The sequence below is a fragment of the Litorisediminicola beolgyonensis genome, from assembly GCF_042679605.1.
Lineage (GTDB): Bacteria > Pseudomonadota > Alphaproteobacteria > Rhodobacterales > Rhodobacteraceae > Litorisediminicola > Litorisediminicola beolgyonensis.
In genome coordinates this window covers 1-14,884 of record NZ_JBHTMU010000035.1, presented here as the reverse complement: position 1 = coordinate 14,884, position 14,884 = coordinate 1, and the positions used below count along the sequence as shown (strand labels likewise).

The 14,884-nt window shown below is 53.9% G+C and carries 10 protein-coding genes; 8 read left to right on the top strand and 2 right to left on the bottom strand.

What is annotated here, in order from left to right:
• Positions 1 to 397: 397 nt before the first annotated feature.
• Positions 398 to 1,987, top strand: coding sequence for a hypothetical protein (locus ACFQ4E_RS16185; protein WP_386805380.1), 1,590 nt, complete (start codon positions 398 to 400; stop codon positions 1,985 to 1,987).
• A 500-nt stretch (positions 1,988 to 2,487) separates the two neighbouring features.
• Here the strand turns inward: ACFQ4E_RS16185 and ACFQ4E_RS16180 are convergent, their stop codons facing one another.
• Positions 2,488 to 4,413, bottom strand: a complete 1,926-nt coding sequence (locus tag ACFQ4E_RS16180; protein WP_386805378.1) for a glycosyltransferase family 39 protein — start codon at positions 4,411 to 4,413, stop codon at positions 2,488 to 2,490.
• Positions 4,414 to 4,899: 486 nt separating this feature from the next.
• Between ACFQ4E_RS16180 and ACFQ4E_RS16175 the strand changes: the two genes are divergently transcribed.
• The 5 genes from ACFQ4E_RS16175 (at position 4,900) to ACFQ4E_RS16155 (ending at position 10,544) form a co-directional block, all read left to right on the top strand.
• A complete protein-coding gene (locus ACFQ4E_RS16175) occupies positions 4,900 to 5,862 on the top strand; it encodes a glycosyltransferase family 2 protein (protein ID WP_386805376.1) in 963 nt (320 codons plus the stop codon).
• A 229-nt stretch (positions 5,863 to 6,091) separates the two neighbouring features.
• Positions 6,092 to 7,420: an oligosaccharide flippase family protein gene (locus ACFQ4E_RS16170; protein ID WP_386805375.1), complete on the top strand. Its 1,329-nt coding sequence runs from the start codon at positions 6,092 to 6,094 to the stop codon at positions 7,418 to 7,420.
• Entirely contained in the window at positions 7,417 to 8,322 is a 906-nt protein-coding gene (locus ACFQ4E_RS16165) for a sulfotransferase (RefSeq protein ID WP_386805373.1), read from the top strand. The genes ACFQ4E_RS16170 and ACFQ4E_RS16165 overlap by 4 nt, the downstream gene beginning before the upstream one ends.
• A 63-nt stretch (positions 8,323 to 8,385) precedes the next feature.
• On the top strand, positions 8,386 to 9,534 hold the full coding sequence (locus ACFQ4E_RS16160) for a glycosyltransferase family 4 protein (RefSeq protein ID WP_386805371.1): 1,149 nt from the start codon (positions 8,386 to 8,388) through the stop codon (positions 9,532 to 9,534).
• On the top strand, positions 9,531 to 10,544 hold the full coding sequence (locus ACFQ4E_RS16155) for a glycosyltransferase family 2 protein (protein WP_386805369.1): 1,014 nt from the start codon (positions 9,531 to 9,533) through the stop codon (positions 10,542 to 10,544). The genes ACFQ4E_RS16160 and ACFQ4E_RS16155 overlap by 4 nt, the downstream gene beginning before the upstream one ends.
• A 103-nt stretch (positions 10,545 to 10,647) precedes the next feature.
• Here the strand turns inward: ACFQ4E_RS16155 and ACFQ4E_RS16150 are convergent, their stop codons facing one another.
• Complete coding sequence (locus ACFQ4E_RS16150) at positions 10,648 to 11,508, bottom strand: glycosyltransferase family 25 protein (protein ID WP_386805367.1); 861 nt, start codon at positions 11,506 to 11,508, stop codon at positions 10,648 to 10,650.
• A gap of 424 nt (positions 11,509 to 11,932) precedes the next feature.
• On the opposite strand from ACFQ4E_RS16150, the gene ACFQ4E_RS16145 reads away from it, so the two are divergent.
• Positions 11,933 to 13,015, top strand: coding sequence for a glycosyltransferase family 4 protein (locus tag ACFQ4E_RS16145; RefSeq protein ID WP_386805365.1), 1,083 nt, complete (start codon positions 11,933 to 11,935; stop codon positions 13,013 to 13,015).
• A 958-nt stretch (positions 13,016 to 13,973) separates the two neighbouring features.
• Complete coding sequence (locus ACFQ4E_RS16140; RefSeq protein ID WP_386805363.1) at positions 13,974 to 14,768, top strand: terminase small subunit; 795 nt, start codon at positions 13,974 to 13,976, stop codon at positions 14,766 to 14,768.
• Positions 14,769 to 14,884: the final 116 nt, after the last annotated feature.

The window sequence follows — 14,884 nt, the reverse complement described above, 5'->3', positions numbered from 1 at the left end:
CATTGAGAAGCGGCGAAGACCGACCACCCGCATGACCGCCTCCTGCACCACCAGCGCCAGCACCTCCGGCGCCCGCGCCACCTGCTCCTGCCCCGCCTGCGCCAGCCCCACCGGCTCCCGCGCCACCTGCGCCGGCTCCGCCAGCGCCCGCTCCGCCAGCCCCTGCGCCTCCTGCCATCGTGCTCATTCCATCCCCCCTCAGAAATATCCACAGCAAGGATCATGTCACGGGATTGAGCTTCGCCACGTCAATCGAAGCCGATTATTTTTAGCGGAAAATTCACGCTAGGCGCGAAAATATTTGGAGATTTCACGCCTTTTCCATAGGATGCAGCAATTGCTGAGGCTTCGACTGAGATGCGTGCCGGGCCATTCGGCGCGTGGGGGTGTTTCATATTTGTTCGATTGTCTGACTGTACGGCTGTTTGGGCCGTTCGCCGCGATCTCCGCGTCGGGCGATGATCTTCTCCCGCGCGGAAGCAAGGCGCGGGCGCTGGTCGCGCTCCTTGTGACATCGGAGACATTCCAGCGGCGGCGGTCCTGGCTCCAAGATATGCTCTGGAGCGATCGCGGTCCCGAACAGCGCGCCGCGAGCCTGCGGCAGGCGCTTGTCGAGCTGAGGCGCTGCTGGGCTGAGATTCCTGATCTTCTCCAGACCGACCGACAGTCAATCGGCCTGGATCCCAAGAAGGTCCGCATCGACCGCACGGGGGAAGGCAGCGGGGCGCTTTTTCTTGAAGACGTCAAAGTGCGCGACCCCGCTTTTGTCTCTTGGCTCAGATTGCAAAGATTAAGCGTGAACTGCGTCGCGCCGGATCCCGCCCGGATCGAGCCGCGGATGACCGCCACGGATCGGACGATCACCGTTCTCTGTCGCAGCGACCACGACCCGAACGCGATTGCGCTCGAACATCTGGTGCAGGATCGAGTCTGTTTCATGCTCGGCGAATGCGCGGGCATCCGTGTGCGGATGGCCAAAGCGCTTTCGGTTGAACCCGATCCGCTACTTTGCAGCCTCAAGGCGATCTTGCCTGAGAGCGGACCGCCAGTGCTTCGGATCACTCTGGAATCGCTGCCGGGCGCACTGATGCTGTTCTCTGGCAGCACGCGTCCCGGACGCGATCCGGTCACCGCTGCCGATGCCCCCGGCACCCTCGCGCTCTGCGCGCAATTGGCAGATATCGTAAGGTGTCATCGTAGCGCAGCGGAGAGCTCCGAAACCGTGTCCGATCTTGTCGGCGAAGCGGTGGCGCTCATGTTCAGCTTCGAGCCCGCGAAGACCTCGGCAGCGGTCAGAAAACTCGAAACCGCGCTGAGCCTGGAACGCTCGGGCGTCATCATGGGATGGCTGGCACAGGCCCTGAACATCCAGTTCGTCGAGCGCCACGTGACCGCGGACGCAGCGTTTCTCGAACGCGTCGAAGCCTGTTGTCGCGAAGCCCTGGCCCTGGCGCCAACCAACAGCGATGTCTTGGCGTCGGTCGCCAACGCGCGCGTCAATTTCGAGAAGGATTACGCCGCGGGGTTCGAGTTGGCGCGACGGGCGGTCGAGGTCAATCCGGCGAACCCGCTGGCCTGGTGGGCCCTCTCCAATGCCGAATTGTGCATCGGCCGGGTGGATGCCGCATTGCGCTCGGCGCTGCGTTCGCAATTCCTCGCGCAGCGCACGCGGTACGAATTCTGGGCGGATTTTCAGGTCGCCTTGGTCTTCGCCGTCAAAGGGACGACCGACGCGGCCCTGACCATGGGCGAGCGCTCTGCGGCATTGCGACCCGGCTTCCGTCCGCCGCTGCGCTATCTCGTGGCGCTCCACGCAATGAACGGCGATCTGGGTCGCGCCCGGGACAAGGTCTTGCGGCTGGTTGCCGAAGAAGAAGACTTCTCCGTTGTCCGAATGCTCGAGGACCGGTCGTATCCGATCGGCATCATGCGTCGCTATGGCAGCGCCCTGACGGAGAGTCTCAAGAGGCTTTCAGGCGAACTCTGATCGGGCGACCTCACAAGCCCGCGATAGGTCTTCCGATTATTTCACGGTTTATTAGCGACCGGCCCCTGCACTGACGCCGACCAAAACGGCAATACTGATCCTGCGTATCGGGGGCGATGCGACAGAGAGTTCAAATGGCCAGATCGCCGGTGGTATTTGAAGACCGGTACATAGCAGAAGGCCTGAGCTCTTGTCGGAGCTGCTCGCAAGTGAGTGTGCGAAAACGGCAGCAATCCGATCTGGCGGCATGGTCCCCACCGAGATGCGCAGGAGCGTCGTGCGGGTAAGTTCAACTCCCACCCAGCGGCGCACGCGCCTGTCGCGTGACGTGCCCCGGTAAAGTGAGTGCTTAGGACCGGGGCACGGATCCTCTGGTTGTGCTCTGACGCACATAGTTTGCAACCAAGGCGATAGGCATCACGTCACGTGTACGAGGGTGACGCCATTTACCTTCCAAGGTCAGACAGGATCCAACCCTCGTCGCCAAAGAGGCGCTGTCGCTACGGGATCTCCATCTCCCAGAAAATCAGTGCCTCGCTCACCCGACCGACTTCTCGAACAGCGAGTCCAGGATGCTTTAAGCTGAGGTGCCCGATGACCTCAGGATCAGAGCTGATCACGCGCCAGTTCTTCTCCATGGCGGTCGAAAGGAAGTCAAAATCGGCTTTCGCTCCCAATTGCGGGTGACTGAGCAAGACCCGCTTTTTTTCGAAGGCCGAACTCAGACCGGTTATCCATCCAGACAGAAAAATTGTGTCGTTCATGGGAGGATCGAGCACTTTTGCAACCTGAGCCGCGGTTGCGCGCCGAACGGCGCTGTTTGTCAGCTGAAAGAAATTACAAGAGACTAGGGCCATCGCCAGAGCTGGAACGAGAAGCACCCAGGTTGCACTTAGGAGCAATTGAGTGCGCAGACAAAGCGCAAGTATCGTTACGGTTAGAAGAAAACCAAACCAAACGGCAGGCAGAGGCTGCATTACTAAACCTAAGGTCTCCTGCTTCCCAGAGAATGCGTACGATGCAAACAAGACCGACGCTGCGATGAGAGCTATCGAAATCAATCCGATCCTCGCAGGTCTCAACGAGAACAGAGACCGAATTGAAAGCGCCCCAAGAATCGAAAACGCGGGGAGAGTGACCAGAAAATACCTGAGATTATTAGACAATCCGCCGTGCCAGTTCTTGTACAGAAAGGGAAGAGAAGCGCCTACCACCGTCAATAGAAGCAATGTACGAGTGCCGTGAACATCTGTGCGCCACAGGACGCAAAGGGGCAATATCCCGAGCCAAGGCATATTCTGCGCAAGAGACTGCTTGTAGACACCCCAGAAATACGCTCTCGCCTCACCTGCGCTTACCACTCCGGGACGCACGTTGACTTCGGGATGGGCCGCCAGATCAAAACCCAAGTAATACAGACCCCGAAGAATTGCTTTGGGGATCTTTCCAAGTTCAGGACTTAGTACGACCCCTGCAACCGAGAGCCCTGCTAAGAGCAGGATAAGACCTTTGCGGAAGTTCTTTGGGACATGCCGCCACAACAGAACCACTGCAAACGAGGCCAAAATAACAAGGCTCAGAGGGAGATACGTGCCGACAGTCGCTCCACCGCCAGCATTGGATACGCCGTAACTCAGTGGGTTCCACGTGCCAAATTTTTCATGATTGAGGAGCGCACTTGTAAAAACACCGGGGAACAGCCCGATCATGGCACAGGACAGCAGCAGCAGTGGTCGGCGGGCAAAAAATGCAATCCATATCGCCAGGCCTGGAACCACTAGAAGCGCATCCAATCGGATATTGATACCGACGCCGACACTCAGACCAGCCGCCAGTGCCCAGGCACATGCTGTGCGGAGATGCTCCTCGGATGCCTGTGCGCGCACCGTGGCGAAAATCGCCAGAACCGCGAAGAGTGTCGCAAGAGCGTGCGGCCAAACGGCGGATGAATAGTCGACGAGGAAGGTGCATCCGACAAGCAGAATGATCGCTAGCCGAGCGGTCACGACATCTGTCAGATGTTTCGCGATGCCATAGGTCGTGAAAACGATACCTAGTGCGCTCAAAAGGTTGAGGGCGAACAATCCCTTTATCCCACCTAGGAGCCAGAACGGATAGGCGATGAAGCTGTAACCGCTCGGGTATTGCTGTGCGTATCCTTGCGGTCCGTCACGCAGCATAATCAACGACAGGTCAGGGCTGTCGAACAGCTCTTTTCCATTCGGCACACTAAGTAGATGTCCGTCGGAGAGACCGACAAGACCACCGATCAGGATCAGCTCATCGAGTGTGTAGAGGCTGGGGGGCATCATCAACCAGACGACGCTCCAGAACAAACTCGTGAAGATCAGGAATGCAATCGTATAAGGATCGACAGCATGGCGTGCTCCGACGGATTTGCGGTGCGTCAAGACTATCTGTTCCATCAATGACCTTTCAAAACGGCTTTACGAATACTCATTAAAAGTTGCCCTGTTCGAGAACGTCGGACCGATACCAGACTTTCTCATCCTTTGCATTGATGTCGCAACGACGTGCCCTGCATCCTCGATCCGTCTCGAGGGGCGCAGCAGAGCCACGAAGATCGCGCACGTCAAGCCTCCGGAATTAGTAGAGCCGATCACCGAGGCTTACTTCAAACATGAGAGCCGACGTCGCTCTTCGAGAGGTTCCGGTCGGTGGCGAGAAGGCGACACACATCACCTTCAGTAGTCTCCGCCACGGTCAACGTCACAAAAAAACTTTGGCATCGTCCAAATGTCTCTACAAATGTCGCTAATGTGGCGAGACGCCTTTCGTTGAGGAATGATTTTGCACGTCTGTTGTTTTCGACGGCCTACCTTTGGCCATGTCCTGATCTTCCGCGCGGTGCCATCCCTTGGCTCTGGCAATGAAAATATCCCAGATATCTCATGAAGTTATTTGTTCACATCCCTTGTTTGAACGAGGCCGAGTTCATTGCCGATGTCGTGCGCTCTATCCCTCGAAATATCGACGGATTCTCGAAGGTGAATGTTCTCGTTATCGACGACGGATCGACCGATGACACGGCAGAGCGTGCTGAGGCTGCGGGCGCCGACTACGTGCTGCGCAACCCGGTCAATATGGGGCTCGCGTACACATATATCCGCGGGCTTGAGGAGTGCATCGAGCGAGGCGCCGATGTCATTCTGAACTACGACGCCGACGCGCAGTACAAGGCCGAATGCATCCCCGCCCTGACCAAGCCCATTCTCGAAGGGAAGGCGGACCTTGTTGTTGGGGTGCGCCCCATCCGCCAGATCGAACATTTCTCGCCTGCCAAGAAGGTCCTGCAAGGCCTGGGAAGCACAGTCGTTCGGAAGGTCAGCGGAGTGTTGGTAGAAGATGCGCCAAGCGGGTTTCGAGCAATCACTAGGAAGGCCGCGTCCCACCTCTTCGTCTTCAACGGGTACACCTATACCTTGGAAACCCTGATCCAGGCCGGACAAGCCGGGATTGCCGTCACCACGGTCCCCATCGAGGTCAATCCGCCGATCCGGCCGTCGCGCCTGATGCGAAATTCGACAATCTACATCCTGAAGTCCGCCGCCACGATCCTCAGGGTCTCGTTTCTCTATCGTCCCTTCAAGATCATGTTGTGGCTCGCCCTGTTCACTGGCCTGCCTGCGTTGGTCGCCATCGTCCGCTTCCTGATCGCCTATGCGGCTGGCGAGGGCAATGGCATGGTGCAGTCGCTGGTCTTGGGAGGAGCGTTGCTCGTCGTCTCGACGATGCTTCTCGTCGGAGGCATGCTGGCCGAGTTGCTCGCAGCCAACCGCCGGATCCTGCAGGATACGCGCGCGCGCCAACTTCTCGGCCGCGGTGCTGTGAAGATTGGGCCTGAGCCGCGATGAACAAAAACTGCTCACTTGAATGCTCCATCAAGCGCAATTCGGCCGAACCCGTCGAAGCGCCACTGCAACAGACTACCTATCTCGCTACGGTATTAATACCGTACCTTCGGTCCTTACTTCACAGATTAAGCCCGCTCCAAGCGATAACTCTAAAATATAGTCTCTTGACCTTGAATCGGCAGCGCACTGCGCCACTGGCTAGCTACAAAAATATGCAAAACGGCTACGCATGCCGATAGTTTTCCTCCAATCGTTTCTCTCAGGCCCAATTGCTCGCGGCGCCTCAATCAGCTTCGTGATCCGTATCCTAAGTATCGGCGTGGCGACCCTACAGGCTATTCTGACTGCGCAGATGTTAGGCCCGGAGGGCTACGGAACGGTTGCTTATATACTTTCCGTTTCAATGATCTTCGCGACACTCTCCCTCATGGGAACGGAGCCCCTCGCCGTTCGCGAAGTCGCTCGATTTTGTGCCTTAAAAGATATCGCAAAGCTACGTGGCTTCATTTTCACTATTCGATTGTCACTCATCTCAGTCTTGGCTTTGGGGTCCACTATCTTGATCATAATGTCCCCGCTTATCTCGATGACCGAACATGAGTTCGGCGACCTAATTCTATTTACAATACCAATCTTTGCATTGATAGCGCTCACTTTACAGAATCAGGGAATATTGCGCGGACTTGGCTCAGTGGTATCTGCACAAGTTCCCTTCCAAATTTTGCGACCGACAATCATGGTCGGAATTCTTGGTTTCGCCTGGGTCACCGGGCATACGGTGGGCAAAAAAGACTATCTAGCCGCAACGATTATGGGTACCGCGGTTGCGCTCATCGCCACATTCTTTGCTCTCAGAGTAGCGATGCATTTTAAAGAAACAGAAAAAATCATACATCCTCGTATCTGTAAAGTCGCGAGTCAGGCAGCGCCATTTTTCGCGGGTTCGCTGCTTGCGCTCCTGCTCAGTGAAATCAACACACTCATGCTGGCTTGGTGGGCTGGACCGGAAGAAACAGGTCTTTTCCAGCCGATTGCCCGTATTACGCCTCTTATCATACTTGGCGTTCAAGCTGCTGGCGTTCGATACGCGCCGCGCGTAAGCGAACTTTGGGTCAAAGGCGAGAAGGAAAGGCTCACAGCTGTAACTCGAAAATTTACTTTTATCACAACGACTTTCGCTGTAGCCACTGCTGTCTTTATCACTGCCTCTGGAGAGTTCATTCTGGGTTTATTCGGCAAGCCGTTTTCCGCAAATTCAACCGCTTTATGGTGGGTTTCTGGAGCGCAAATTATCAACTCGGCATGTGGTCCGGTTGGTATGCTCCTAACTATGACCGGCAAAGCTTCCCTGACGATCCTACCCCAGGTAGGTGCACTGGCGGTGAATTGTGTCCTCGGATGGCTCTTCATATCCGGTCACGGAGTAGTCGGCGCAGCTATCGCAATGAGCGGAGGGATTGTTGTGTGGAACCTCGGAATGCTGGCGATTGTGAGACGCAAGCTTGGGCTGGATCCCAGCATGCTAAGTTTAGTACTTAAGCGGACGAGACACACATGAAATATCCAAACCTTTTTATCCCAGGCGCTCCGAAATGCGGAACCACATCGCTCGCATACTATCTCGGACAACATCCGGATATATTTGCGCCACTCATAAAAGAACCAGCTTTTTTTGGCTCAGATCTAAATGCAGCTCGCCCTAGAATATCATTAGAAAGCTACCTAGATCTTTATAAAGAATGGAAAGAAGAGACTGTAGCTTTCGACGCTAGCACTCACTACTTCTCTGCTAAACGAGCTGCGGCGGAAATTGCGGAAGCAGCTCCAGAAGCCCGCGCAGTCATAATGGTTCGTAATCCTGTAGAAGCTACATATTCTATGTACCACCAGCTGGTATTTAACGGAGCTGAGCAACCAAACAGCTTCGAGGAGTCTCTCGATGCGGAGAGCGGTCGTACTACAAACGCAGAAGTCAATCGCTTTGCTTATTCTCAAAACTTTCTTTATTCAAAAATATTCTCATTTGATGAAAATATTAAGCGATTCGAATTTTGCCTTGGCAAAGAGCGAGTTCGTGTTGTTCTCTTGGATGACCTCAAAGAAAACCCTATAGAGCAGATCGTCAATATATGCAATTGGCTTGAAATTAAAGTTGCCCCAGTTTATAAATTTGATTTGTCCAAAAAAAACGAAGCTAAGACCGTAAGGATCCGGTGGCTAAACACAATCGCCAACTATCCACCTGCGTGGATCGGGAATTTCACCAAACCGATTTTCTCAAAAAAATCTCGAGTGGGCGTGAGAACGTTTCTAGGGCGCTACAATACTAAAACGTCAAAAAACCCTCCGATGCATGCAGAAACGCGCAGACGCCTAGTAAACCATTACACGCCAGAAATTGAGAAGCTTTCACGTCGGCTGGATCGAGACCTCTCTCACTGGCTGTCCACCGAAGGGTAAAATTTGCAACGCTTGCGTATTGCACATTTGTGCTTCACTGCGTTCCCCGCGACAGTTGGCGGAATGGAAATGGTCGTAGATAGCCTGATCAGGTCGCAGGCTTTAGCCGGGCATGACGTGACCCTTGTTACACGCTGGAAACAAGCTTCGGCCTTGCGGAAAGTTTCGCCAGATTATCCCGTAATTGCCCTGCCGCCGCGCCCGTCGGGAGGAAGCCAGGCGTTTCTCGATGTTGGATCTCGGTGGCCCGTTGCAGCCGCCGTGGCGTTTCATCAGCTTCGACATCGCTTCGATATCTGGCACGCTCACTGGCTATACCCCACCGGATGGATGGCCGAAAGCGTACTGCGTCCACTTGGTGTCCCGCTAGTCATGACGGCCCACGGCGCTGACGTGAACGTGGACGAAGAGGCCTCTTACGGATTCCGCCAATTTCACAAGCACGATACCCGCGTTCGCGACATGTTAAAGAGGCCATGCTGGACCACTGGAGTATCGCCAGACATATGCGATGTTTTACATGACTTAGATGCAAAAAACATAAGATGCATTCCAAACGGAATTAGCTTCGAAGGAATTACTGCTCGGAAAACTGATGTTTTCGCCATACGTAAATCCCTGTCAGTTTCAGAAGATACGTTCCTGCTGCTTACAGCCGCAAGGAACGTACGAACAAAAGGACTTCATCATATAGTTTGGATTTTGAAGGCTCTTAGTCGCACCAATCTAAAGATCGTTTGGATAATCGTTGGACAAAACGTGGAAGGCCTGAAGCAACAGTTTCATAACGAGGGTCTTTCGGAGCAAGTCCGACTTTTACCAGCGATATCGAAGGACCTGCATGATCCATCTTTGGCGCCGCCATCTGCACTGATTGACCTATACCGCTGCTCTGATCTATTCGTATTTCCAACCCATAATGAGGCGTTCGGCTTGGTCGCCCTCGAAGCCATGGCCGCTGGCACTGCGACTATTGCCAGTGACATCGGTGGATTAAGAAGTTTTATGCGCTCAGGTGAAAATAGCCTACTCGTCCCGCAGGGAGACGAAAGCGCCTTCGCAGACGCGATTATATCTCTTTTGATAGATCCAAAACGTCGACAGCGCTTAGCTGACCAAGGTCAGAAAACAGCTCAACGGTACGCATGGTCGAAGGTTTCGGATAGCTACTTAACCTTTTATCATGAAGTAATCAGCGAGACATTGAAATGAGGCCCCGCGTTTCCGTCGTCATGTCTGTCCACAATGGCGAGCGATATCTACGCGAGGCGGTGGACAGCATTCTGAGACAGACGCTCCGAGACTTTGAGTTCCTGATCGTCGACGATGCCTCAGAGGATGCAACGCCGGAAATACTCGCCAGCTATGCGGCGCAAGACCGTCGCGTTGTAATCTTACGTAACGAGAACAACATTGGCCCCTATCCGAGCGCCAACCGCGCGATCGAGATCGCGCGCGCGCCGCTCATCGCCCGCATGGACTCCGACGACATCAGTGATCCGGAACGCTTCTCGCGTCAAGTTTCCTTCATGGATGCTCATCCAGATCATGTGCTGGTTGGGACAAGTTACCGTTCAATCGACGGGGAAGGGAGATTGCGTTACCAGAGACCGAACCCCATGGATGATTTTTCAGTGCGTTGGGTGTCTAGATTTCGAATGCCCATGGTTCATCCAAGCTTTTTATTCCGGGCACGTTACCCTGACGGTTCACCAGTGTTCTATCGCGAAGACCATCATGTCGCCCAGGACTACGCACTGATTTCTGACTTACTAAAAGCCGGTCGCGTGGCGGTGTTATCCGATATGCTGGTCGACTATCGTATGCATGCAGTTAATATTTCTTCAACCAAGAAGCGGGAGCAAGACAAGATTGCCTACGAGGTCTCGCGGCAGATTCTTTTGCGCGAATCGGGTAGCGAGATGTGCGAACGCTTCGATATTCTTCACGCTACGCTCTACGGTCGTCGACGCAAGTCACCCGCCGACATTAGCATAGCTCGACAAGCTTTCGACAAACTAATCGACGGGCTTACTCCTCAAAATAGTGAAAAATGGCAAAGACGGCGCGCTGCAGGAATACTTGCGGAAACCTATTTGGCCAATGAACGTGGCGCAAATGCTTTTCACTGGTTTACCCAACTATGTATCCGCGCGCCAACCTATATTTACCCACTGCTGCTTAGAGTTATGGAAATTCGCGGATACAAAAATATCAAATAAAAAGACGAGTGCTTCAAGTTATTTTCTCTTTACCCCTACCCGCCACCCTCGACCCAATTAATTCACGAAAAGTAAATACCCCAATTTTCTCCACTGGCCAAGCTCACGATCCGCCAACTTTTCGAAAACGCGAAAAATGTCTCATCATCCATAGATGACCTATAAACCACCGAATAAGTAATAGAATAAACTGCCTCGCATCGAGCCTTCTCCCCCCATCTAATTCTCGATCGATTGAGCTATCGCGACCTACTTGCTTGGTAGGGAAGGGCCTAATTTCAGCCACAATAACGCCGGTTTTCCAAGGCTCGAAAAGCACCTGATCTACCGGCCCGTATATATTATCGAGCTTACTTACTAGTGTTTTTGCCGCCAGCCTCGTTACAATGTATCCCGCGGACCGCCATTTCGGAAGACCAAATACTTCTATGCTCCACCTACCAACCGATGCAACTCGAACACTAAGCCGAGGAACCGCTCCGGTAGAGCCCTCCAGTTTAATGATTCCAATTCTAGGTGGAACTTGAACGGTTTCAATCACTTCAAATAGCTCTTCGTTTAGTATAACATCATCTTCTAGCACGCACACAACAGGGTGAGGGCCTTCCGATATTCGTTGCAAAGTTTTTTTATGGCTTAGAAAGCAACCGATTTCTCCTAAAGATAAGGGCGCAGAGCGCCACCAAAGGCGCCGGTTAGGACATATTCTTTCTAGATCCTTCTGAGAAAGGGATGAGCCAGGCACCGCCGAAAATCGTTCGTACTTTATGCCTTGGCGCTGAAATCCTCTTTCCATCACCTCTCGACGTTCTACGTCATTGTCGAGGTTGATAAATATGATTGGCAATGGATTATTTTTTTGATTTTTCAAAAACTCAGGTCCATGTTGTCGATCTAGAGTGTGACGGTGAATTTCTGAAGCATGATTGAAGTTTATCGCGCCAAAATTTTCAAGACCCATCATCTGGCCACCCAACGTTGCGTTTCAAGTCGGTCAATTGATCTCAGCTTACAGGACCAAGGTCGGAAAATTTCGAAATAAGGCGTGGTGAGTGTGTTTTTCTTACGTCAGCGTACCGACCCCGTGCCAGTCTCCATGAACGAGGCGAGGCGAAAGAGCTGCTCTGTCCCCAAAGAGTTACTCTCCCGCGATTGAGAACATGCCGCACTCTGAAGCCAAAGGCAAACTACGAAGCGCTTTGGTAGAACATCCACGGCCGCGCAACCAAAGTCGCAAACCAAAAGCAAACCTTGCACAGTTCTTCATTTAGCATGAGAACTTAAAAAAACCCACAATCAACTATTAATTCGTTGCACTTGGCGTAGATGTGTAACCAGTATACGGCATAAAGGTACGGACTAACGTACGGAGCACTTGAGAAACACCGATGGTTCATCCGAAACCGTTTGCTAGATTCGTCACACGCAAATGGCCGCCAGCGGTTGGTGGGATGGAGCGATACAGTCAACGTCTTGCTGAGCGTCTACCAAGATTCTGCCATCTTGATCTAGTCGCTCTTCCCGGGCGAGCGGATGGGACGACGCCGTCCAAGATCGAGCTCGCATTCTTTGGCATTCGAACGTTTCTGTCATTTCTGTTCGTTCGAAAGAGTTCCGACATACTACATGTTGGAGATATGGCCAGTTGGCCTTTGGCGCTGCCCTACGCATTGTGGAATAGAAATGGGGTCATTGTCGTTTCTGCGCATGGTACAGACATAAGCTACGCACTACGTGATCAATTGAAGAACAGAGTGTACAAACTCTATCTCGCACTCTTCCGGCACCTTATCCCGAGCGCGCGCATCATTGCCAATTCGAGTGCCACCGCGACCGCTCTTGAGAACCTTGGCTTCGAAGTTGCGCGCATTGTACCTCTCGCGGCCGATCGCCCCCCCAGACTCGAGCACTCACCGCCGTCCAAAAGGCTACTGTTTGCGGGGCGATTACTACATCAGAAAGGGCTCTCCTGGTTCGTGTCAGAGGTCCTTCCACTTCTTCCGTCCGAAATTGGACTAGATGTTGCAGGGCCGGTCTGGGATGCGACCGAAGCAGCCGCTCTCGAAGATCCTCGGGTCGAGTACCGAGGCAATCTCGCTCCAAAGGAGCTTTTTCAAGCTTACAGAGACGCGCTCTCCGTGATCATACCTAATCGGGATCTCGGTTCTGGGCATTTCGAAGGTTTTGGGTTGGTCGCCCCGGAAGCAGCTGCATCCGGCGGCGTTGTCGTCAGCGCTGATGTCGGGGGATTGCGAGATGCTGTGCTCGACAAAGAGACTGGTTTTTTACTTCCCGCAGGAGACGCAGAACATTGGGCAGCAAAGCTTGTTGAGATTTCGAACTGGAGCAAAGTAACGCGAGAGGAATTCGTAAGCCGGTCCGTTTCTGCAGCAGAGTGGCACTTCAGCTGGGATCGCGTTGTGCGTGATACGTTCGCCGTGTACACGGAAGGCAGTGGACGCCAACAATAGTAAATCAATTTTTTTCCTTTCGTATTATAATCTTGTAGCCATTTGTGCAGACGACCCGACCCCTTTTCACCACTCCTACCCCTCTATGAACGACACTAGCGCGCCGACCATGTGGCCGGGTGCGCTGTAGGAGCCGTAGTGGCCGAAGCCGTCGAAAGTGCGGAGCTCGGCTTTGTGGAGGCACTCGGCCAGGGCCTCGGCCATCAGGGTGTAGCGGGGATAGATCTCGCCTCACGCTAGGATCAGGGTGGGGACCTTGAGCGCCGAAAGCTGGTCGCAGCTCAGCTGCTGGCCCGGCGGAGCGGCGAACTGCACGGGAGGGTGCGGCCAAGGGCCAGGACATGAGTGTGCAGAGCGCCAGAAGGCCGGCGCGAAGCGGACAGGTCATGGAAATCTCCAGTCGATAAATAGATGTCCGAGAAACACGCCTAAAATGCCGGTGCGCTTGCAAGGTCCGTCGGTCCCCCGTCAATCACGAAGCCGGAGCGATCTGCGTCATCCACGAGGGACGCTGGCATGCGGAACGCCAAGCGCAGGGGTGATGACATTTGCTAACATTTTAGCAGTTTCGGTTCAGGCCGATATTTTCCAAGAATTTTCGTAATAGACTGATTTTAAATTAATTATTAAATACCCATAGGTGGTTCATTGTCACTATCTGTGACACAGGATCCGACGGTGATAAACTCTGTGTCAAAAGGCGCTGCAGAAAGCCAATCTAAGAGGCTCGAATGACCTGGCGCAGCTAGCAGCGACCCAATGTGGTCCTGTGTCGCCAACTCTGCGCCAGATCGAACGTCGAGCAGCCTCTTCGATTCAAAACATACCCGCAGAGACGCATCGCTGTCGGCGCGCTAAGCCGAGCGGCAGCACGCGCTTCGGGCCGCAGTCTTGGCGTTCGCTTCGACGCTCGATCAGACTGGCGTAGAAGCCGTCCGGCTCGGCGAACTTGAGATGGATGATCAGTTCAGGTCAGCCAAGGCTTTGGTTTTCTACGCAGGCCGTGTGCTGCGCGGCGCGGATGGCGGTCTCTTCAAACGCCTGTCTAGCCTCGACGAAATGGGACCGCTTCGTTTTAGAGCCTCGAGCACTGGCGGTTGGCACCACGCTCGTGAACGCAAAACCCAAAAGTAAACGAAGCGAGCCAACTTCATCACGCTTCCAGAAAGCGTTTCTCGCAAGAGTTGCGCTGGGCATGCGGTTCGGTCAAGATCTTTCCAAGAGAAATCAGACCCGAGGCGGCATGTTGACTGAACCGAAAAGAGAAGCGTTTTGCGTTGCTTACGCCCTTCACGGTAACGCCACGAGGGCAGCAGTAGACGCAGGATATTCGCAAAGGTCCGCTTACTCTCAGGGATCGCGCTTGTTGAAGAATGATGAGGTTCAGAACAGAATCCGCCAAATCCGCACTGAACGCTCCGAGCGTCTGGAAATCAGTCACGACCTTCTGTTCAACCTGCCGGTCGCGCGAGCCACCTCGAACATCGCCAAGTTCGTCGATTTCAACGAAGACGGGAGCCTCGACCTCACCGACAAACGGGCCTCGATTTACGATCTCGCAGTAGTCAAGAAACTGGATGTTCAAACGATCACCAGAGGGACCGGCGACAAGCAGCGCACATCGCGCCGGATACGGATCGAGACACATGATCCTCTACCCGCGATCATTCGCCTGCTGGATGAGTTTTTCGATCAAGAACCAAACGCAAAGCTGCGGCTCGATCTTGACCAATGCCGATCGTGGCGAGACTGAACTCTGAAGGAGATCTTTTACGGCCGTCGCTGGGCGGTCCCTAGGCTCAGGACTCATAGCCAGTAGATGACGATAGCGGCGAGAGCGATGGCCGAGAGGAAGACCTTGGGGCACCT

Excerpts from the sequence above, each read along its gene's own strand:
- ACFQ4E_RS16180 (WP_386805378.1), bottom strand. The coding sequence starts at position 4,413 with ATGGAACAGATAGTCTTGACGCACCGCAAATCCGTCGGAGCACGCCAT.
- ACFQ4E_RS16175 (WP_386805376.1), top strand. The coding sequence starts at position 4,900 with ATGAAGTTATTTGTTCACATCCCTTGTTTGAACGAGGCCGAGTTCATT.
- ACFQ4E_RS16170 (WP_386805375.1), top strand. The coding sequence starts at position 6,092 with ATGCCGATAGTTTTCCTCCAATCGTTTCTCTCAGGCCCAATTGCTCGC.
- ACFQ4E_RS16165 (WP_386805373.1), top strand. The coding sequence starts at position 7,417 with ATGAAATATCCAAACCTTTTTATCCCAGGCGCTCCGAAATGCGGAACC.
- ACFQ4E_RS16160 (WP_386805371.1), top strand. The coding sequence starts at position 8,386 with ATGGAAATGGTCGTAGATAGCCTGATCAGGTCGCAGGCTTTAGCCGGG.
- ACFQ4E_RS16155 (WP_386805369.1), top strand. The coding sequence starts at position 9,531 with ATGAGGCCCCGCGTTTCCGTCGTCATGTCTGTCCACAATGGCGAGCGA.
- ACFQ4E_RS16150 (WP_386805367.1), bottom strand. The coding sequence starts at position 11,508 with ATGATGGGTCTTGAAAATTTTGGCGCGATAAACTTCAATCATGCTTCA.
- ACFQ4E_RS16145 (WP_386805365.1), top strand. The coding sequence starts at position 11,933 with ATGGTTCATCCGAAACCGTTTGCTAGATTCGTCACACGCAAATGGCCG.
- ACFQ4E_RS16140 (WP_386805363.1), top strand. The coding sequence starts at position 13,974 with ATGATCAGTTCAGGTCAGCCAAGGCTTTGGTTTTCTACGCAGGCCGTG.